This window comes from Streptomyces beigongshangae, from assembly GCF_019710745.1.
GTDB classification, from domain to species: domain Bacteria; phylum Actinomycetota; class Actinomycetes; order Streptomycetales; family Streptomycetaceae; genus Streptomyces; species Streptomyces beigongshangae.
This window is the reverse complement of the sequence record NZ_JAHKJW010000006.1, coordinates 146,306-165,347: the sequence shown is the minus strand read 5'-3', so window position 1 is coordinate 165,347 and position 19,042 is coordinate 146,306. Positions and strand designations below refer to the sequence as shown.

Below are 19,042 nucleotides of genomic sequence, written 5' to 3'. Positions count from 1 at the left end.
TCTTCAGCCGTTCAGTTCAACCGCCCGTCCCGGGCCGCCGGTATGAAGGCGGTCCAGCCGGCAGCGGGAAACACGAGCACCGGGCTGTACGGGTCTTCGCTGTCCCGCACGGGCACGTCCGCGGCGGCGGAGTCTGCGGATACTTCGACGCGAGCGCCGCCGTCCTGGTTGCTGTAGCTGCTCCTGCGCCAGGAGGCGGCAGTCAGGTCGACAGTTCGCACGTCGCTTCCCCCAGGCTCCGCAGGATGAACTTGCGCCACTCGGCCGGGGTGGGCGCCAGGTCGCGCACCGCACCGTCGTGCGATGCGTCATGCGGGGGAGGAACGCACGCGCCGCGTCCGGCACAGGCCCGGCAACGGCGCAGAACCTCGACGACCGGCCAGAACCTCAACGACCGGACGGTGCGGGCTGTGCCGGCACGGGTACCGGCTTCCCGTCCGCGGTGCTCCTTCGCCCGGTCGGCATGAGCCCTCGTCCCGTGCGCCGCACCACCTGTCCCAGGTGCCGGTAGAAACGGTCCGGCAGGAACACGGCGTCCGCCACGATCATCGCGCCGGAGAAGAGCGGAAGTCCCATGAACACCGCGATACCCAGGTGCATGACCAGCAGGAGGGCCAGGACCGGGTACTTGAGCCGGCCGAACAGCACGAACGGGAAGGCCACCTGCAGCAGCACGGTCAGATAGCAGGCGAGGGCGATCGGTACGGGGTACTCGTCCGCCAGCAGCGAGAGCTCGGGCCACGGCCGGAACAGGTCGAGGTTCAGGACGTAATGGAGGGCGGTGCCGTCGCCCCAGGTGCCGCCCTGCACCTTGTAGAGCCCCGCGGATCCGTAGAGGAAGCAGACCTGGGTCGCGATGACACACATACCGCAGTTGTGGAGCACTGCCGTCACGGTCCGCCGTGACACGTTCAGCTGCTGCCGGAGAGGCCCTGGGCCCGGATGTGCCGTCCTGTTCTTCGTCCCGGCCCTCCCCGTGAAGGTTCGCTGCCGGGCTCTGCGCGCATCCAGGGACCAGCGCCGGCCGCACGCGGTGAGGACGAGGTACACCGCCATCAGGAGGATGAGGTTGTCTCCTCCGTCGGTCATGAAGATGGCCCTGGCGTGGAAGGACGCCACCACGACCGCGAAGAGCACGGACATCACCCTGGTCCGCCACCCCAGCATGAACAGGGCGGACGTGAGAAGGGCCGCCGCGTAGCAGACCTCGAAGTACGGCCGGCTGTCGGACAGGGTGAGGAAACTGACCCACCCCGTCTGGTCGAACAGCTGCCTGGCCAGCTCGGGGGTCCACGGGGATCCGGGACCCCAGATCTCGTTGCGGTGCGGAAACTCGCGCAGCAGGAAGACGAGGTAGAGAAGTCCGTAGCCGATCCGCAGAACGGCCGCGGCGCAGAGGGCGACGGGCCGTTCGGTCAGGGCGGTGAGAGCGGTGAGGACGGTGACAGATGCCCCGCCCCGCTCCGTCGCACGGTGCGGCGCCCCCCTGTCCGCCGCTTCGGGCATACGCCGGTACGACGCGAGTGGCTGCTCAGTTTCCATGGGAGCCCACCTTCCACCAGGGCAGATACCGTGTTTCGGCGGACTTCGGCGCGTCGGTGGCCGAGCCCGGGCCGGCCGGGGCGGGAGCGGGAGCGAAAACGGGAGCTGCGATGGGTGTCGTGATCACCCGTAGCTGTACGGATTCGAAGGTTCCGTCGCGGTGGGCCGTGATGCGGTCCGCCGCGATGTTGGTCAGGTAGTGCTGCATCATCAGCGCCCGCTGCGAGTGCGGTCGGTCGTCGCCTCCGTGCGTCTCCAGGTAGGAACTCCAGGCCCGCCGCAGCGCGTTCTGCGCCGAGTGACTCGGGAAGACATGGTGCTTCACCGCGGAGTTGTCGAGGGCGCTCAGATCGAACCATCCGCTCACCTGGACGCGACCGTCCGGAGTGGTGTGCGCGGTCCTCGCCGAGATCTGCCGGTTGACCGACTCGGGATCCGGTGCGAAGAGCCGCCAGTTCTGTTCGAACAGGGGGAGAACCCAAGCGTCGATCTGTCGGCTGTACTGCCGGGAGAGGGGGTTCGGGGGCGCCACGTGCAAGAACACCAGGAACACATGGAGCAGGGCCGTCGCCAGGCACAGGACGACGGTAGCTCCCGTGCCCGCCCTCAGAACCTTCACGGGACGGGGCGGACGACCCGAAGCCCTCGACGGTTCCGGAGGTCTTCCGTCCCCCCGCCGGGCCGACCCGGCGCCGGGCCCGTCCACTTCGCCGGCGTCCACCGTTCCGACTCCGCCCCGCACGGCCCCACCCGGCCATTCCATCCAGGCTTCTCCATTTCTCCGCTTCTCCGCGGCCTTCACGGGAGACGCGCGGCGGAATCGATGACGATCCGCCGCGCGCCCCCGTCCTGCTCACCCGCTCACCCGGAACTAGGCGGACTTCCCGTGGTGGTTCTCGTGCCCGCCGGAATGTCCTTCGTGGTGGCCGGGCTTGCCGTGGTGGTCGGGCCGGTCGCCGTAACCGCCGTGGCCCCCCGGCTTCCCGCCGTGGTCGTGGCCGCCGGGCTTACCGGGCTTACCGGGCTTACCGGGTTTACCGGGCTTGCCCGGCCTCTCGCCATGACCGTGGCCGCCACCCGTGCTGCCGTGGCCGCCACCGATGGAGCCGCCCGAGACGCCTCCCGTGGTTCCGCCCGTGTTCCCACCGGTGGTTCCGCCGGAGGTGACACCCGCGACCAGGCCACCGAGGGCGCCGCCGGTTCCACCGCCCGTCGGTACGCCGCCGATGACGCCGGCCGTGGTGCCACCGGTGGTCCCTGCCGTGGTGCCACCGGTGGTGGCGCCTGCGATCAGACCGCCGGAGACGAGACCGCCCGTGGTGCCGGCCGTGGCGCCCGTGGTGGTACCGCCCGTGGTGCCGCCCGTGGTGCCGCCGGCCGCGCACGGCCCCAGGAAGATCCTGTTGGAGTCCAGCGTCACGGCGCCGTCGCCGCGGCCGCCCGCGTCGGCCAGCAGTCGGCCGTTGACGGTCGCTCCCGTGGTGGCGGTGATCGACGTGTCGGCCAGGATGGTGCCCACGAACGTGGAATCGGTGCCGAGCGTGGCCGAACTGCCCACCTGCCAGTACACGTTGCACGGCGAGGCGCCGTTGACGAGGTTCACCGAACTGGCGGACGCCGTCGTCAGCGTGGAGCCGACCTGGAACACCCACACGGCACTGGAATCGCCCTGGGCGTCCAGGGTGAGGGTGCCAGTGATCTGCGCGGAGCTGTTCGCCCGGTAGAGACCCGGTGTCAGCGTCTGGCCGCCGTACTCGTGGGGGGCGTCGTTGTACACCGCGTCCGGCAGGGACTGTCCGGCGGCCTGGTTGTACCCGGTGGTCAGGTCGCTCTTGGCCTGGCCCGCGACGGCGTCGGCGGAGTGCAGGGCGCCGGGCGCGGTGACGATGCCGGGTCCTCCGTCGGACGCGGCGAACCCGGTGATGGCCGTCCCGGGGCTCACACCGACGTCGAGGCCTTCCACGACCGTGGGGCCGGTGTTGGTGACCGTCGCACCGGCCAGCACTCCGAAACCGGCCGCCGTACCCAAGGGCACAGGGGTCGCGACGGCATGCGCGCGCGTCGGCGTCATCACGAGTACGGCAGCGGCGATCACCGCAGCCGCCACCGCGGCGATCCAGACCGACATGATGCGCCGTAGCGGCGCGTCAGGAATATTCAGCGTCATCGAGGGGCCAACTCCTGTGAGAGGGGTGGTGCCTGCCCGGCGATTCGCGGTCGCACGCAATCGCCTGCTTCTTTCGCGGGCATATTACGTACGCGGAGAATCCAGGCGACGTTTGGTTCGCGCGTCGCACATGGAACAGGCAAATGGCCTCGTGAAATACATAGAAATGCTTAAGGGGCCATGTGGCACCGGTCACGGAGCACGGACGCACCGCGGGAAACCTGCACAGCCCCGGATGGCGTCCTGGAGCATTGCCGCCGAGCGCTCTCGTGATCGATGCGATCCCACCCAAGCCACACCGACAGTAATACTGTGAGATTCGGTTTTATTCACTCCTCCGTGCAACCGCCTCGAAAAGCGCGACCCTGTGATCTCGTGACACGATCTTGAGCGGGGAGCCGCGTCCGTCGCAGATCAAGTGGTGCTTGCCGCCCGTCTTGCGCCGGTCGACCGGTGACGGACCACTGTCGGCTCCCCTTTTCGCGCGGATGCGGGAGCCGTCCACACAACACTCGCGACCGGTCGAGTCCGCCGGCCGCATCCAGCTCGGCGAGCGGAACGCGGTGCGACCGGTCGAAGACACCGGCCCGCCGCCGGCGGTCCAGACGTCGCCAGCAGGTCCGTCCCGAGCCAGATCCCAGCTCCAGGGCAGGAGTCGCCAGGCCATGTCGTCGTGGAGCACGTACAGAAAGAAGGCCCCGGAGGCGCAGTCGATCCGTCACCGGCTGCAGGTCTGGCGACTTCTGCGGCCGGGGTGGCAGCAGCCGCCCGGTCGACGCCCGTAAATCGGCGCCCACGATCCATGGCCGCACACACCATTCCGAACGGACGAATCGCCACGTCGGTCACGCCCGACCAGAGCACTCCGACGAGATCCCGTTACGAGCTCAAAGGGTGACAGCCGAAAAGAACGGCGCCCGTTCAGCGCTGAATCACCACGTCACCGAATCACCGACTTACCGGCTGTGGGCATCGTGCGTGATCTCATGCCTGTTTCACGAGTACGGCGCGGGTGTAGAGCAGGTGGAATCCCTGTCGTTGTACGTTCTCCTGGGATTTCGAGCCCGGCTGTGTGGTGACGACGGCCAGATCGCAACCCGCCGCGGCGGCGTCCGCGAGCCGGGCCGCCAGGAAGGCCGTCTGAACGCCCCGGCGCCGGTGGGCCGGGGCGGTGGCCGCGCCCGCCAGCTGGGCGATCCCGTCGGCCAGGCGGACACTGGCTCCTCCCACCACCACGCCGTCACGCAGGGCGCTGTACCGCCGCACACCGGCGGCACCCACCAGATCGCGGATCGCCGCGGCGACCATCTCGCGCGAGAACTCCTCCTGGGAGGCGACGCCTTGCGTGTCGGGATGGGCGAAGCCGTCCGCGACGACGTCGAGCCATTCCTCGAAGTCCTCCTCGCCACTGAGCCGGATCTCGATCCCTTCGGCCTCGGAGCGTTCGTACGTTCCGGTCAGCGGCAGGCCGAGCACGTTCTCGTAGGACGTGAGCCGGTATCCCCGCTCCGTCAACACGGCGCCGACGGCCGGGTCCGACAAGTGGGCCAACTCGACCTGTACGGGAGCGCCCCGGTCGGCGAATGCCTGCTCGACCTCGTCGAGCAGGCCCTCGTCGGGCACGCCACCGAATCCGAGCCCGGCGACCTTGTTGAGCGGCGACGCGTCCTCCGCGAAGGAGGCCACGCCCCCCGCGACCGGTTTCAGAAAACCCGCACCGTCCCCGTTGCGGCGGTGCGCGGCCGTGCTTCCGTTCGCGATCAGCTGCGCCTCGGCCCGTTCGATTCGCTCAGCCAGCTCGACATCGCAGAAGAATGGCTTTCCTGTGATATTCACCGGCGGATGATATAAGGTGGAACGATTCGGGCGCATCCCTTTTCATCACCGGCGGGGCCTACTCGCTCAGCAGCCGCAGTACCGCCTCCTCCACCGGCCCCTGTGTCGCCAGGCCGCCCGCCTCCGGGACCGAGCCCAGGGACGTGAGGGCGGGGGCGATGGTCCTCCCCTCGTCGAAGAGCTCGAACAGGCGCGGGTTGATGTAGGAGGCCCGGCAGACCGACGGGGTGTTGCCGAGGTAGCCGGCCACCTCGCGGACCGCCCGCGCGGACGCGCGCTTCCTGGCGCTCGGCGAGGTGCCGGCGACGGGGTCCGACACGGCGAGCGCGACCGCCGCCAGCACCGTGGCGTGCCAGGTCCGGAAGTCCTTGCTGGTGATGTCGAGGCCCGCGAGGCCCCGCAGGTGCCCGTTGAGGTCGGCGGCGTCGATCGTGTGCCAGCGGCGCGACGCGTAGTAGGCGAAGAGGTGGTCGTCGTCGTCACGGCGGCGCAGCAGGGCCCGGACGATGTCGTGGGCCTGCTCGTCGACGATCTCCCGGCAGTAGCGGCGTCCGCTCTTCGCCGCGTAGTCGAAACCGACCGCGCCCCGGCGACAGGTGACCTGGTGACGCCGTACGGTCGTCAGGCCGTAGGACTCGTTCGCCTTCGCGTAGCGGTCGTCGCCGACCCGGAAGAAGCCCAGGTCGAGCAGGCGGACGGCGAGTGAGAGGACCCTTTCCCGGGTCAGGCCGCGGTCCTCCAGGCCCTTGGCGACCTGGCGTCTCACCTCCGGCAGGGCGGCGCCCACCTCCAGGATCCGCGTGTGCTTGGCCGCCTCCTGCTGCTCACGGAAGGCGGGGTGGTAGAGGTACTGGCGGCGGCCGGCCTCGTCCGTGCCCACCGCCTGGATGTGGCCGTTCGGGTACGGGGAGATCCAGACGTCCTTCCAGGCCGGCGGGATGACGAGAGCGCGTACGCGTTCCAGCTCCGGGCCCTCGGGAAGGGGCCGGCCCCCGGTGTCGCGGTAACCGAAACCGCGGCCGTGCCGGCGCCGCCGGTAGCCCGGGCCCGTGAGGTCACTCGTCCGGAACCGCATCACGTACCTCCTCCGCCCGCGTCGCATGTGTCACACACGTTGCATACGTTGCATGCGTTGCACGGACGTGGGTTCCCTCGGCCGTCTCCCCCAAAAGGCACACCCCGGGAAGTACGCCTCAAAAGGCGTATCTGATGCGCAGCCACGGCGCGTGCGCGGACAGCAGGTGCCGCAGGCGCACCAGGGACCGCTGCTTGGTCTCCAGGGCGTAGCGGACGTTGAGCGCTCCGTTCTGCGAGCGCTTGGTCTCCTGGATCTCCGGTTGCCACAGCAGGTCCTCGGCCCGGGGGTGCCAGCCCAGGTTGACCTCGTGGAGCGCCTGGTTGTGGGTCAGCATGATGATCTCGGCCGCCGCCTGGTCCTTCACACGGGTGGGCAGGACGTCGTCGAGGTGGGTGAGCAGGTCGGCCCAGTCCCGCTCCCACCCCGGGCGCAGCACGACGGGCGAGAGGTTGAAGTGGACCTCGTACCCGGCGTCGAGGAAGTCGGCGGCGGCCGCGATCCGCTCGGGGACCGGGGTGGTGCGGATGTCCAGCAGCCTGGCGTCGTCGGCCGGCATGACGGAGAACCGCACCCGGGTGCGGCCCCGCGGGTCGAGCGCCAGCAGGTCGGGGTTGACGAACTTGGTCGCGAAGGACGCCTTGGCCGTCGGCAGGTGCCGGAAGGCCGCGACGAGATCGGCCGTGTTGTCGCTGACCAGGGCGTCGACGGAGCAGTCGCCGTTCTCGCCGATGTCGTAGACCCACGCCTTCGGATCGCACTGGTTGGGTTCCGTCTTGGGGCCCCGGGCGTGTACGTGGCGCCGGACGTGGGCCACGATCGCCTCGATGTTGGTGAACAGCGTGATGGGGTTGGCGTACCCCTTGCGACGCGGGACGTAGCAGTAGGCGCAGGCCATCGCGCAGCCGTTGGAGGCACCCGGGGCGATCCAGTCGGCCGATCTGCCGTTGGGGCGCGTCACGAGCTTGTGCTTGACCCCGAGGACGAGCGTCTCGGTCTTGGTGCGGGCCCACCGGCCGATGTTGCCGTCGTTGCCGTGGAGGGAGGGGATCTGCCAGTGGCTGGCGACCTCGGTCACACGCACTCCGGGCAGCCGGGCCATGATCTGCCGGCCGCGCGGCGAGTCGAGGGCGGCCGGTTCCGCGTAGACCTCTCGCACGTCGAGCATCCGGCGCGCCTGCGGGCTGTGCCGGAACGTTCCGTCCACGGTCTGCGCGGGCGCGGTGTCCGCCCACTCGAAAAGTGTCTGCTGCTCGGGTTCCCCCGAGTCGGTTCGGTCCGCCGGCTGATCCACGTGCTGTTCCTTTCCGGTTCAAGTGTCTCATTCACGGCGGTATCGGTCCCGGTGGTCGTGCGGTCCCTGGCCGCCCGCATCCGGAACTCGTCGCGCGGCTGACGCACGTCAGTCGTGCGTCAGTCGTGCGTCAGTCGCGCGCCGCCAGAAAGCCGTGCGTCGGCGGGACACGCGCGGAGGGCAGTGCGCGCACGGAAGGCAGCGTGCGCGGGGCGCAGGCCGTACGGGGGCGCGGGTCCGGGCGCGGGTCGGGCACAGGCCGTACGGGACGGGCCCTCCGGCCGGTCCGGTGGTCCTCCGGCCGGTCCGGTGGTCCTCCGGCCGGTCCGGTGGTCCTCCGGCCGGTCCGATACGGCCGGGTACGGTGTCATCCGGCGTCGGCCGGGCCTGCCGGGTTCTCCTGGTCCTCCTGGCTCTCCGGGGTCTCCGGGGTCTCCGGGGTCTTCCGACCCTCCTGGATCTTCCGGCTCTTCGGGATCTTCCGGCCCTCCGGGGGGTTCCGGTCCTTGGAGCCCTTCTGGTTCTCCGGGTGCTCGGGGCTCTCCCGGTGCTTCCCGGGCCGGCCGGGCTCAGCACGCGGGACGGGCGGGCTGCGCAGCGAGGAGCCGTTCTCGATGACGTCCCGGGCGACGCCGCCGAGCAGGATCCGGTGGCTCCGCGCATAGCGGCGCATCATGTCGAACGCCTGATTGAGGCTGATGTTGCGGCGGGCGGCCAGCAGGCCCTTCGCCTGTTCGATGACGATGCGGCTCTGCAGGGCGGTGTGGAGCTGTTCGTTCACGGTGCCCTGCTCGCGGATGGTGCGTGAGTGCAGCAGGCCGATGGTGGCGGCGTCGGCGAGGGCCTGACCGAGAGCGAGGTCCTCGGCGTCCATCGGACGGGGAGCCGCGTGCAGGAGCAGCAGACTGCCGATGGTGTCCTGGCGCAGCCGCATCGGCAGGGCGGTGGCCAGGGAGTAGCCGGCGTGCTGCACGCGCGAGGCGAACTCCGGCCAGCGCCCGGCCGCGTCCTCCGGGCTGCGCGCGTCGACCGGCCGGGCGCTGCGGTAGGCGTCCGCGGCCGGCCCCTGCACACAGGCCACGTCCAGTACGCGCTGCAGGGCGGGACTGGGGTCGCACGGTGCGGGGCTGTACAGGTGCGGGCCGGTGTGCGACAGGAAGACCGCGGCGTCGACGACGTCGAGGAGTTCCTGGCAGCGAACGGTCATCTGCTGCAGGAAGCCGATGACGTCGAAGCCCTCCACCAGCGTGTCGGCCAGTTCCACGAAGGTACGGGCGATGTGTTGCTCCCTGCTCATGGGTGAGCTCCTTGTCCGCCACACAGGGTCATCGTGTGGTCGAACGGGTCGAGTGGTGTCATTGCGGTAGTTCCCGCTCGATGACGGCTTGGGCGGTGTCGGTCAGGGACCGGCCGGAGGCGTACGCCTGGCCCCGCAGGCGGTCCAGGGCCTCGGTCAGGGGAACGCCGAGGCGCGCGCTGAGGACTCCGGTGGCCTGGTGCACTTCGGCGCGGTGCAGTCCCACCGTGCCGCTGCAACCGCGGTCGCGGCCGTGGTGGGTGTTCGCGGCGGCGGGGGCAGGCCAGTTCCCCAGCAGCTGATCGGCGAGCGCGTCGGCGACCAGCCGGCCCTCCGCCGACTGCCGTGGGGCGAGCGGGCCGGGCGTGCGCCGGTAGCCGGTCATCGTCCCTGCCTGTACGGCACCGATGTGCACGGGCCAGACGAACAGCGCCGCGATCTGGAGTTCCGTCACCTCGGCGGCGAACTGCGGCCACTGCCGGGCCGGCAGCCGGTCGAGGTCGGGCAGCTGCCGGACGTCCGACCGGCCCCGGAAGAGCAGGCTGGGGCCCTCCCCCAGGATGAACTGAAGATCCTCCAGGCGGGCACTGGTCATGTCGCTGAACCACAGCAGTTCCCGCCCCAGGGAGACGGCGATGCCGCCGAGGCCGAGCGCGTGCGCGCAGGCGACCGCCCACGCGCGCCGCTCTTCCTCGTCGGCTTCCGGACGCAGGTTGTCCAGCAGGCTCCTGACAGTCGCTGCCATGGCGTCGACCACCGCCCTCCTGGTGTCTTCCGAACGGCATCGGCTGCGATGCCAGCGTAGCGAGGACCGCACCGTGTGTGACAGTGAGTCGGTTCGGTCACCCGAAGTGACAGCGTCTGACAGAAACGGCAACCGACCGTCACTCGCGCAGGTCCGCCGTTGTCGGGCCGCTTCCGGGTCCGGGTCCGGTCCCGGGTTCGGGTCCGGTCGCGGGTCCGGGTCCGGTCGCGGGTCCGGGGCGTGCCGGGCCGCGCTCCCAGCCGTCGTTCGAGCGGTTCCAGTGGATCAGTCCGCGGTCGGCGAACGCGTCGAGCCAGCCGGTCATCGGCCACCATCCCCAGTGGCGGCGGAAGATCCCGGCGTTGCGCAGGATGTCGGACAGGTGCCCCGTCGGCGGGTCGGAGACCGGGTGGTACTGGTGGTAGGCCGGTGCACCGCCCACCCAGGTGAGCCGGACACCGGCCGCGCGGGCCCGCTGACCGTAGTCGGTGTCCTCGCCGCCGTATCCCTCGTACTCCTCGCAGAAGCCGCCGACGGCGTGCCAGGTGTCGGCGGTCAGGGCGAAGGACAGCGACCAGAAGAGCGTGTGGTCCGCGGCGACGCGGGTCTCGCCGGGCGCGGGCGCCGGCCGGGCGGGGTGCGGCCCGGCGAGGGCGGGGAGGTCCGTCAGGCGGTAGCCGGCCGGAGCCGGGGGCGGCAGGTGGGCGACGGTGCCGCAGAGCAGGGAGCGGTGGTGGGCGGGATCGCGTGCCACCTGCGTGTAACGCTCCAGCAGTTCCTCACCGGGGACACAGTCGACGTCCAGGAAGACCAGCAGGTCGGCGCCGTGCGCCAGGGCATGGGCGGCGCCGAGGTTCCGGGCGCGGGCCAGGGGCAGGTTCCCGTCGCGTACCGGGCAGTCGACGACGGTCGCGGCGGGCCGCCGGCCGGCGAGGACGGCACCCAGTTCCGGGTCGTCCATGGCGACGACGACGTACTGGTCGGGAGAGCGCGAACCGGCGGCGAGTCCGGCCTGCTGGAGGGCCAGATGCCGGTGCCGGCCGGCCGCGAGGGTGATCACGGCGGTACGTGCCCTGCCGGTGCGCACCGCCGTGATCACCGGCGGGGCAGGGGTACGCGTCGTACGCATCAGAGGGCCCGCCCGGCCCGGGCCGCGTCGGTCCCCGCCGGGCCGGTCCCCGCCGGGCCGGTCCGGGCCGCGTCGGCCAGGGCGGTCGCGGCCCGCGCGGCGCCGTCGCCGGGCGCCCACAGGGCCCATCGCCCGCCGCCGTTCGCGTGGGCCCGTTCCAGCAGGGCGGGCCAGTCCCCGGCCGCGGGCCACCGGGGGACGACGACCGCGAGCCGGCCGCGGACCAGGGCACGTCCCGTGGCGGCCTGTTCGCCGAAGGGCCGCTCCTGCGGGACGACCACCGCCGGGCGGCGGGCGGCGGCGCACTCCGCCAGGGCGTTCTGACCCGCGTGGGTGACCACGACGTCCGCCGCGCACAGGGCGGGCCACGGGTCGGCCGACCATCCGCCGCCCGGGCCGCCGAGCGTCGTCCACCGCCAGCCGGGGGTGGCCGCCCGCGCGGCCTTCACCTCTCCGGGGGTCAGGTCGGTCCCGCCCGTACCCATCATGAGGAGCACCCGGCGCGGGCGCGTCCGGTCCGTGTCCCCCCGGGCGGACACGGGCTCCGGACGGAGTACGGGGTGCGGACGGCCGTCGAAGCGGGAGAAGGCGCCGGTGTGGACCGTCTTGGCCTGCCAGTGCGCGGGCCGGCCGGGCTCGGGCAGGGCGGCAGGCCAGGGGGCGAGGAGCAGCTCGGCCAGGCCGTACGCCGTCCGGTGCGGCAGGTCGGTCCGCTCGCCCCGCATCGCCGCCACCGCCACGGGAATACCCAGGAGCCGTGCCAGCAGGGCCACCTCGACGGAGACGTCGGACACCAGGAGCCGGGGCGAGGTCTCCGCGATCCACCGTGCGATCAGTGCCATGCGCCCGCGGAGCCCGGCGTGCCGGACGGGTACCCAGTGCAGCCTGCCCCTCGCGGTCACGTCGCCGAAGGACGCGGGGTCGCCGTCGTCGTCCCTCGGCAGGCGCACCCAGTTCCCGGGCCAGTCCCCGGGTGCGGGCAGGGTGGACAGGCCGGTCACCGGGAGGGGGCAGTGCGCGGCGACGCACCGGGCGCGGTTCAGGTGACCGCTGCCCTGGTGGTGCACGTAGTAGCCGATCACGCCGGTTGCTCCGGTTACCCCGGTCGCTCCGGTCATACCGCCCATGCCGTTCACGTCATTGATGCCGTTCATGCCGACACCGACCGGTAGAAGCGTTCGTAGCTGCGGGTCATGACCTTCATGGAGCAGAAGTCCTCCGCGTGCCGCCGGGCGTCGGCGCGGGACAGACCGGTCGTCGGCCCGACGGCCCTCGCCAGCGCCTCGCAGTCGCCGGGCGGCACGAGCCGGGCGCAGTCGGGCGTCACGATCTCCGGCAGGGCGCCACGGGCGAATCCGCACACCGGGGTACCGCAGGCCAGTGCCTCCGCGATCACCAGTCCGTACGGTTCGTCCCAGCAGGGGGAGACGACCGCGGCGGCCGAGGAGCCGACCAGCTCGCACAGTTCCGGCTGGGGCAGATGGCCCACGTAGGTGATCGCGCGGTCCAGGCGCGGGCGGATGCACCCCTCGAAGTAGTCCGGGTCCCCCACGGGTCCGGCGAGCCGCAGCCCGCGGCCGGCCAGCCGTGCGGCCTCGATCGCCAGATGGGCCCCCTTCTCCGGCACGATCCGGCCCGACCAGACCAGGTCCTCCCCGCCGGGGCCCGGGCGCCAGCGCCGGGTGTCTATGCCGTTGCGCACCACGGTGGCGGCGGGCACGACGTGCCGCCAGGCCGCGGCGGTGTGGTCGCTGACCGCGCTGAACCGCATCGGGCAGCGCGGCGCCGCCTGGATGGCCGACTCCAGCCACGGGGTGGGCGGGGTGTGGAGGGTGGTGACGACGGGGACGGGGAGCGCGGCGGCCATCGCCACCGGCAGGTAGTGCAGGCTGTTGTTGTGCACGATGTCGTACCGCGCCGGACCGCGGGAGAGGTCGAGCATCAGCTCCAGGTAGGCGTGGTGCTCCGCCAGCCAGTGCGCGGCCACCATGCTCGTGTCCCGGCGGGCGACGGCGCTGATCCGGGGCGGGCGGAAGGGCATCTCCACCACCCCCAGCGCGGGGTCCGAGCCCGGCCCCGCGAAGATCGTCACCTGGTGGCCGCGTCCGCGCAGGGCCTTGGACAGGGTCCAGGTGTGCGCTTCGAGTCCGCCGGCGAAGGGGTCGCGGATCGGGTACCGGGCGGAGGCGATCAGGGCGATCCGCAGGGGCGCGGGTGCGGGCTGCGACGCGGGCCGCACGGCAGCCGTCACAACAGGTCCGCGTAGAGCGCTTCGTGCTCCCGGGCGAGGCGGAGGCGTTCGGCCCGGCGGTCGGCCGGGTCGGCCCGCCAGGCGGGGCGCAGCTCGTGGGCCGTACGCACCGCCTCGCGCAGCGACACCGCGTCCAGCCCCCGCCGGTCGTGACCGTAGGTGAGGCAGGGCCGCTGCTGCGCGTAGAACCCGCAGGACGGGGCGAGGACCGTGGTCCCCAGGTCGTGGCACGCCTCCAGCCAGCCGGAGTGGGTGCCGAAGCGGTAGGGCAGCACGGACACGTCGAGGTTGATCAGGTAGTCGTGGAGCGCCTCGTCGTCGAAGTAGTCGTGGACGTGCAGCTCCAGCCGCTCCTCGCGGGCCGTCGCGCGCAGCTCGTCGAGCACACCGGGCGCGTACCAGTGGCTTGCCGGGTCGTCGATCTCCGGGTGGCAGTCGACGCGCAGCACGGCGTCGGGCAGTTCCGACAGCGCGTCGGCGAGCACGCGGACCACGGGCAGCGGGTCCATGTTGGGGCGGATGCTCTTGGCGTGCACGCCGACCGTGAAGGTGTCCCGTTCGGGCCGGGGGCGTACGAGACCGGTGGCCCCGACCACGTGCGGGTGCGGCAGGACCAGTGCGGTACGGCCCCACCGTGCGGCGATCTCCGCCGCGGCGCCCGGGGTGAGGGTGATGATCCGGTCCGCGGCGGGGACGAGCACGTCCAGCTGCGCCCGGTGCTCGGCCTCGTCCCGGTGGTGGGGGTTGACGAGGTCGTGGACGGTGTGGACGAGCGGTCTGCCGTTGCGCCGCAGGGCCTCGACGAGTGCGCGCAGCGCCGCGGGGCTCTGCGCGTCGAAGCCGAAGTGGAGGTGGAAGACGTCGAAGTCACCGGCGTGCGCGTCGACCCAGCCCGGTTCGAGCATGACCGGCGGCCACCACTGCTGGGACCCGCTCGGCGCCGTGCAGGGCCGGGGATCGACCAGCCGGACCACCCTGTCGCCCCCGGGCGGCGACAGGTGCCGCACGTAGACGTGCCCGGCGGGGACGGAGGCGACGCGGATGGGGCGGGAGGGGTCGGCGGACGGACGGGAGGAGCCGACAGGCGAGCGGGAGGGGGCGGCGGGCGCGGGGGCCCGGCCGGAGGGGGCGGTGGTGGCGGTGGTGCCGGGAAGCGGGCCGGTGCCGGGGGCGGCCTCGGACGCCGTACCCGTGCTGCCGGGAGCCCTGGACGCGGGCCCGGTGCCGTCAGCGGTCACGGGCACGGACGCGGACGCGGACGCGGACGCGGACGCCGACATGGACCCGGTGACGACGGCCGTCGCGCGCACGGGACCGGGACCGGAAGTTCCGGCAGCCGCACCGGTCGCCGGGTCGGCCGACCCGCGGCCCGGCCCCGCCGTCGCGCCGGGTCGGGAGGCGGACGTCTGCGAGGGTGGCTTCGCGGGATGGCGGTGGGCGACCGGTTCGGACACAGGCGTCTCCTCGTTCCGTCACGCGGGGCCGCCCCGCCCTTCGGGTCCCGGCGGGGCACCGTGGTGCCGCGTGGAGCACGGCGGAGGCCGTATCTGCGCGTCTCGATCTCCGCGTCTCGATCTCCGCGTCCCATCGTCTCCCGCGGACGGACCGGCGGCATGCCGGGCTCGGCCGGCCGGGTGAACACGGCCGCCCCGCCCCCTCCTTCAAGACCGGGACGCGCCCACCGGAGCCGCGGTCCGCCTCCGGCGTCACAGTCGTGGGAAATCCGTCGCCGCGGGTGCAGCCCGCCCTGTGACGCCGGGCACAGGGCGGGCATCCGGGCGATCCGCCGCCTGCCGGGCACTCCACCGGGTATACGGCATCCCGTGCACACTCCTCCCGTCGAGCCCCGGACGTCGTCGGACGCCCCCACCGCGCTCAAAAAGGTCCTGACCACCCCGCTGCTCTACTTCTTCATCCTCGGCGACGTCCTGGGCGCGGGCGTGTACGTCCTGATCGGCCAGGTCGCGGCCGACGCGGGCGGCGCCGTGTGGGTGCCCCTCGTCGTGGCGCTGTGCCTGGCGCTGCTGACGGCCGCCTCGTACGCCGAGCTGGTCACGAAGTACCCGCGCGCGGGCGGTGCGTCCCACTACGCCACCCTGGCCTACGGGCCCTTCGCCGGGTTCCTCGCCGGGTTCTGCATGCTGGCCGCCGGCATCGTGTCGGTGGGCGCCCTGGCCCGCGGCTTCGGCGGCGACTACCTGTCCGAGTTCATCACGCTCCCCGTGGTGCTCGTGGTGATCGTCTTCCTGGGTGCGCTGGCCCTGCTGAACGCGCGCGGCATCAGCGAGTCGACGCGGGCCAACACGGTCGCGACGGTCATCGAGGTCGGCGGACTGGTGCTGGTGATCGGGCTCGGTGCCTGGATCGTGCTGCGCGGCGACGGGGACGTGGGTCGGCTGGTGGACCTGGGCACGTCGGAGAACGGGCCCGCCGCCGCCGTGCTGAGCGGGGCGGTGCTCGCCTACTACTCGTTCGTGGGGTTCGAGACGTCGGTCAATGTGGCCGAGGAGACCCGCGACCCCCGGCGCGCGTACCCCAGGGCGCTCTTCGGGGCCCTGGTCACCGCGGGCGCCGTGTACGCCCTGGTGGGGGCCGCGGCCGCGGCGGCCGTGCCGACCGGGAAGCTGGCGGAGTCCAGCGGTCCGCTCCTGGAGGTCGTCCGGGCGGCGGGCGGGGTCCCCACGGAGGTGTTCAGCGCCATCGCGCTGGTGGCGGTGGCCAACGGCGCGCTGCTCACCGGCATCATGTCCTCGCGGCTGGCCTACGGCATGGCCCGGGACGGTCTGCTGCCGGGATTCCTGACCAAGGTCCTGCCGGGCCGGCGCACACCCTGGGCCGCGATCGCCGCCACCACGGTGCTCTCGCTCCTGCTCGCGCTGACCGGTGACGTCGCCACCCTCGCCTCGACCCTGGTGCTGCTCCTCCTGGTGGTCTTCTTCTTCGTCAACACCGCGCTCCTCGTCCTGCGCCGGGACGCGGTCGCCCACGACCATTTCAAGGCACCCACGGTCGTGCCGGTCCTGGGGGCGGTGTCCTGCGTCGTGCTCGCGACCCAGATCGAACGGGACGTCTGGCTGCGGGGGCTGCTCTTGCTCGCGGTGGGCGCGGCCCTGGGCGTCGTCGCGGCGGTGCGGCTACGGCGCGCCCGCTGACCCGGACCTGGCGGGCAAGCGCACGGGCGGGGCGGAAACGGACGGAACGGGAACGGACGGAGCGGGAGCGGACGGAACGGGAACGGACGGAGCGGGAGCGGACGGAACGGGAACGGACGGGGCGGGGACGGGCGGGGACCGCTCCCGCCCACCGCCGGCTCACTTCTTCGGGTCGTGCCCCCAGTTCATGAGGGAGTACCGCCATCTGGTGTCCGTGACGTCACCGGAGGGCTGCTGCTTGAGGTGCCGGTGCACATAACCGACGACCTTCCGCATGTGCGCGATGTCGTCGTCGGTCAGGTCGGCCTTCTTCTTCTCCAGCAGCCCGACGATGCGGCGCCCGTACCCGTGCCCCACGCTCTCGCCGCCGTCGGACTGGCCCACGCTCTTGGAGTCGTCCGTCTCCAGCCACTTCTTGAGGCTGCCCGGCGTCATGTTGACGGCGTCGCCGAACTCCTTGATCGTGTCCTCCCGGCCCGTGTCGCCCTTCCCGCTCATGACCCGCCGCTCTTCTTGCGCAGGGACCCGGGCTTGTGGACGGCGCTGCGGCCGGACTTGTCGCTCTCGACCTCGTACTGCGGTTCGTCCTTCGAGGCGTCGACGCTGCGCCCCGCCACCTCACCGCGTCCGGTGATCTTCTTCTTCACCTTGCCGGGGACGGTCTGCCCATGACTGCTCCAGGAGACCTCGTCGCCCTTCTCGAGTTTCTTTTCCTTCGCCACGATCCGCACACTCCCTCGGCTACGGCCCCCGTCGACTGGCCCCCGCGACGACCTCAACTCTCCCGCCCTTCACGGCCGGGCGCATTTCGGCGGGCCGCCGGGGCGAAGCCGGGCGGGGGCGGCGGGAGGACCGCGCCCGCGCGCGCGGCGGCGTACACGTAGGCGTCGGGGCGCAGCGCCACCGTGGCCGCGCGGTGCGCGGCGAACCAGGGCAGCAGGACGCCGTCGGTGTCGACGACGGTGCCCGCCGCCGGGCGGGACCCGGCCGGTACGACGGTGAGGGACGGGACGTCCCACCGCGGCTGGGGGGTGGCGGTGCGCGCGTGCAGCAGCAGCCAGCCGCCCCCGAGCACCTCGTCCAGCCGTACGCGGGTCCCGTCGGGCGCGGTGACACGGGGCTGCGGGATCTGGTGACCGGTCGCGCGGATCCGGGAACGGGCCAGAGGACGGGTCCGGGGACGGATCCAGGGGCGGGGCCGGGGATGGGCCCGGAGCCCGGTGGCGTAGTGGGCGGCCGGGGTCCAGTGGGAGTCCCGCAGCCACCGGGTGAACCCCGGTACGCGGCTCAGGAGCGGCAGGACGGTGTCCCGCAGGCGGGTGAGGGGGCGCCGCCGCTCGGTGACGATCCGGCCCACGAACACCGAGCGCCTCGTCACCTCCCTGACGTGCGGTGCGCGCTCGGCCTCGTAGCTGTCCAGGACCGACTCGGGCAGCTCGCCGCGCAGCACGGCGTCCAGCTTCCAGCACAGGTTGCCGACGTCGCGCACTCCGGCGGCCATGCCCTGGCCGATCCACGGCGGCATGGCGTGGGCGGCGTCGCCGGCGAGGAGGACCCTGCCCACCCGGAACCGGGCGGCGGAGCGGACGTGGTGGCTGTAGACGGCGGCCCGCAGGATCCTGATGCTGTCCGGACCCACCCCGTAGCGGGCCACCAGACCGAGGATCGCCTCCTCGGTCGTCAGCCGGGACACGTCGTCGCCGGGCAGGACGGGGAACTCCCAGCGGTGGTGGCCGAGCGGCGTCGGGCAGTCGACCGCCGGGCGGGCCGGATCGCAGCGGAAGCGCAGCCGGTCGTGGTCCGGCCACGGCCTGGTCATCTCCGTGTCGACGACCACCCAGCGGTCCTCGTACGTCCGCCCCTCGTATCCCACGCCCAGTTGCGTCCGGGTACGGCTGGAGCCGCCGTCGGCGGCGATGACGTACGAGGCGCGCAACCACCGCACCGGGGCGCCGACCGCGTCCGCGGCTCCTGCCGTGCCTGCGGCGGCTGTCGTGTCCGCGGTGCCTGCCGCGCCCGGGGTGCCTGCCGCGCCCGCGGCGATCGCCGTGTCCGTGGTGGCCACCAGCAGGTCGACACCTTCCGCGTCCTGGCGCACGCGCAGGCACTCGTGGCGCGCCAGCACCGTCACGTTCGGGTACCGGGCCGCCCCCGCGCGCAGTACCCGCTCCACCGCGGGCTGGTAGAGGAACAGCTGCGCCGGATGGCCGTGCCCGTGTGAGACGGGGTGGGCGTGGAGGAAGGTACGGCCCTGTGCGTCCACGAAGTCCACCGGCCGGTCGGCCAGCATGTCCTGCTCCAGCCGTTCGGCCAGCCCGGCGCGCTGCCAGATCCGCATCACCTCCTCGTCGGTGGAGATGGCGCGGGCGCGGGGGCAGACCTCGGCGTCGCGCTCCAGCACCACGACGCGCAGACCGCGTGCGCCCAGCAGGTTCGCCGCGGTGGCGCCCGTGGGTCCGTACCCGATGACGGCCACGTCGTACACGGCGTCCCGCTCCCCCGTCCCGCTCGCCGGGTGGCCCCGCCGGTGGCCCGTCACGACAGTGCCGTCCGT

17 protein-coding genes are annotated in these 19,042 nt (G+C 72.6%); 1 reads left to right on the top strand and 16 read right to left on the bottom strand.

Annotated elements, in window-relative coordinates; all coding sequences use genetic code 11:
* Positions 1 to 11 precede the first annotated feature (11 nt).
* The 13 genes from KM933_RS06970 to KM933_RS06910 form a co-directional block, all read right to left on the bottom strand.
* Entirely contained in the window at positions 12 to 221 is a 210-nt protein-coding gene (locus tag KM933_RS06970) for a DUF397 domain-containing protein (RefSeq protein ID WP_221349228.1), read from the bottom strand.
* Positions 222 to 387: 166 nt separating this feature from the next.
* On the bottom strand, positions 388 to 1,542 hold the full coding sequence (locus KM933_RS06965) for an HTTM domain-containing protein (protein ID WP_221349226.1): 1,155 nt from the start codon (positions 1,540 to 1,542) through the stop codon (positions 388 to 390).
* Positions 1,532 to 2,161: a DUF5819 family protein gene (locus KM933_RS06960; protein ID WP_308013286.1), complete on the bottom strand. Its 630-nt coding sequence runs from the start codon at positions 2,159 to 2,161 to the stop codon at positions 1,532 to 1,534. The genes KM933_RS06965 and KM933_RS06960 overlap by 11 nt, the downstream gene beginning before the upstream one ends.
* Positions 2,162 to 2,413: 252 nt before the next feature.
* Positions 2,414 to 3,709, bottom strand: coding sequence for an ice-binding family protein (locus KM933_RS06955; protein ID WP_221349222.1), 1,296 nt, complete (start codon positions 3,707 to 3,709; stop codon positions 2,414 to 2,416).
* 984 nt (positions 3,710 to 4,693) lie between these two features.
* Positions 4,694 to 5,545: a GNAT family N-acetyltransferase gene (locus KM933_RS06950; RefSeq protein ID WP_308013285.1), complete on the bottom strand. Its 852-nt coding sequence runs from the start codon at positions 5,543 to 5,545 to the stop codon at positions 4,694 to 4,696.
* 58 nt (positions 5,546 to 5,603) lie between these two features.
* Positions 5,604 to 6,620: a DNA topoisomerase IB gene (locus KM933_RS06945; RefSeq protein ID WP_221349218.1), complete on the bottom strand. Its 1,017-nt coding sequence runs from the start codon at positions 6,618 to 6,620 to the stop codon at positions 5,604 to 5,606.
* 118 nt (positions 6,621 to 6,738) lie between these two features.
* Positions 6,739 to 7,914: a spore photoproduct lyase family protein gene (locus tag KM933_RS06940; protein WP_221349216.1), complete on the bottom strand. Its 1,176-nt coding sequence runs from the start codon at positions 7,912 to 7,914 to the stop codon at positions 6,739 to 6,741.
* A 367-nt stretch (positions 7,915 to 8,281) separates the two neighbouring features.
* On the bottom strand, positions 8,282 to 9,211 hold the full coding sequence (locus KM933_RS06935) for a GAF and ANTAR domain-containing protein (RefSeq protein ID WP_221349214.1): 930 nt from the start codon (positions 9,209 to 9,211) through the stop codon (positions 8,282 to 8,284).
* A 58-nt stretch (positions 9,212 to 9,269) separates the two neighbouring features.
* Positions 9,270 to 9,956 carry an ANTAR domain-containing protein gene (locus KM933_RS06930; RefSeq protein ID WP_221349212.1) on the bottom strand — a complete coding sequence of 229 codons (687 nt, stop codon included), beginning with the start codon at positions 9,954 to 9,956 and terminating at the stop codon, positions 9,270 to 9,272.
* 139 nt (positions 9,957 to 10,095) lie between these two features.
* The gene (locus KM933_RS06925) at positions 10,096 to 11,085 is read right to left on the bottom strand and encodes a glycosyltransferase family 2 protein (RefSeq protein WP_221349210.1); all 990 of its coding nucleotides are present in this window, start codon (positions 11,083 to 11,085) and stop codon (positions 10,096 to 10,098) included.
* Positions 11,085 to 12,239 (bottom strand): glycosyltransferase, encoded by a 1,155-nt coding sequence (locus tag KM933_RS06920; RefSeq protein ID WP_221349208.1) that lies wholly within the window; start codon positions 12,237 to 12,239, stop codon positions 11,085 to 11,087. Before KM933_RS06920 ends, KM933_RS06925 begins: the two co-directional genes overlap by 1 nt.
* Entirely contained in the window at positions 12,236 to 13,336 is a 1,101-nt protein-coding gene (locus tag KM933_RS06915) for a glycosyltransferase family 4 protein (protein WP_308013284.1), read from the bottom strand. Before KM933_RS06915 ends, KM933_RS06920 begins: the two co-directional genes overlap by 4 nt.
* A complete protein-coding gene (locus KM933_RS06910) occupies positions 13,333 to 14,646 on the bottom strand; it encodes a glycosyltransferase (RefSeq protein WP_308013283.1) in 1,314 nt (437 codons plus the stop codon). The genes KM933_RS06915 and KM933_RS06910 overlap by 4 nt, the downstream gene beginning before the upstream one ends.
* 513 nt (positions 14,647 to 15,159) lie before the next feature.
* Between KM933_RS06910 and KM933_RS06905 the strand changes: the two genes are divergently transcribed.
* Complete coding sequence (locus tag KM933_RS06905) at positions 15,160 to 16,488, top strand: APC family permease (protein WP_430727288.1); 1,329 nt, start codon at positions 15,160 to 15,162, stop codon at positions 16,486 to 16,488.
* A 159-nt stretch (positions 16,489 to 16,647) separates the two neighbouring features.
* Here KM933_RS06905 and KM933_RS06900 read toward each other — a convergent pair whose 3' ends face one another.
* The 3 genes from KM933_RS06900 to KM933_RS06890 are packed head-to-tail and all read right to left on the bottom strand — an operon-like array spanning position 16,648 to position 19,027.
* The gene (locus KM933_RS06900; RefSeq protein ID WP_221349206.1) at positions 16,648 to 16,986 is read right to left on the bottom strand and encodes a DUF3140 domain-containing protein; all 339 of its coding nucleotides are present in this window, start codon (positions 16,984 to 16,986) and stop codon (positions 16,648 to 16,650) included.
* The gene (locus KM933_RS06895) at positions 16,983 to 17,210 is read right to left on the bottom strand and encodes a hypervirulence associated TUDOR domain-containing protein (RefSeq protein WP_221349204.1); all 228 of its coding nucleotides are present in this window, start codon (positions 17,208 to 17,210) and stop codon (positions 16,983 to 16,985) included. The genes KM933_RS06900 and KM933_RS06895 overlap by 4 nt, the downstream gene beginning before the upstream one ends.
* Positions 17,211 to 17,263: 53 nt before the next feature.
* Positions 17,264 to 19,027 (bottom strand): bifunctional 3-(3-hydroxy-phenyl)propionate/3-hydroxycinnamic acid hydroxylase, encoded by a 1,764-nt coding sequence (locus KM933_RS06890; protein WP_308013282.1) that lies wholly within the window; start codon positions 19,025 to 19,027, stop codon positions 17,264 to 17,266.
* Positions 19,028 to 19,042: the final 15 nt, after the last annotated feature.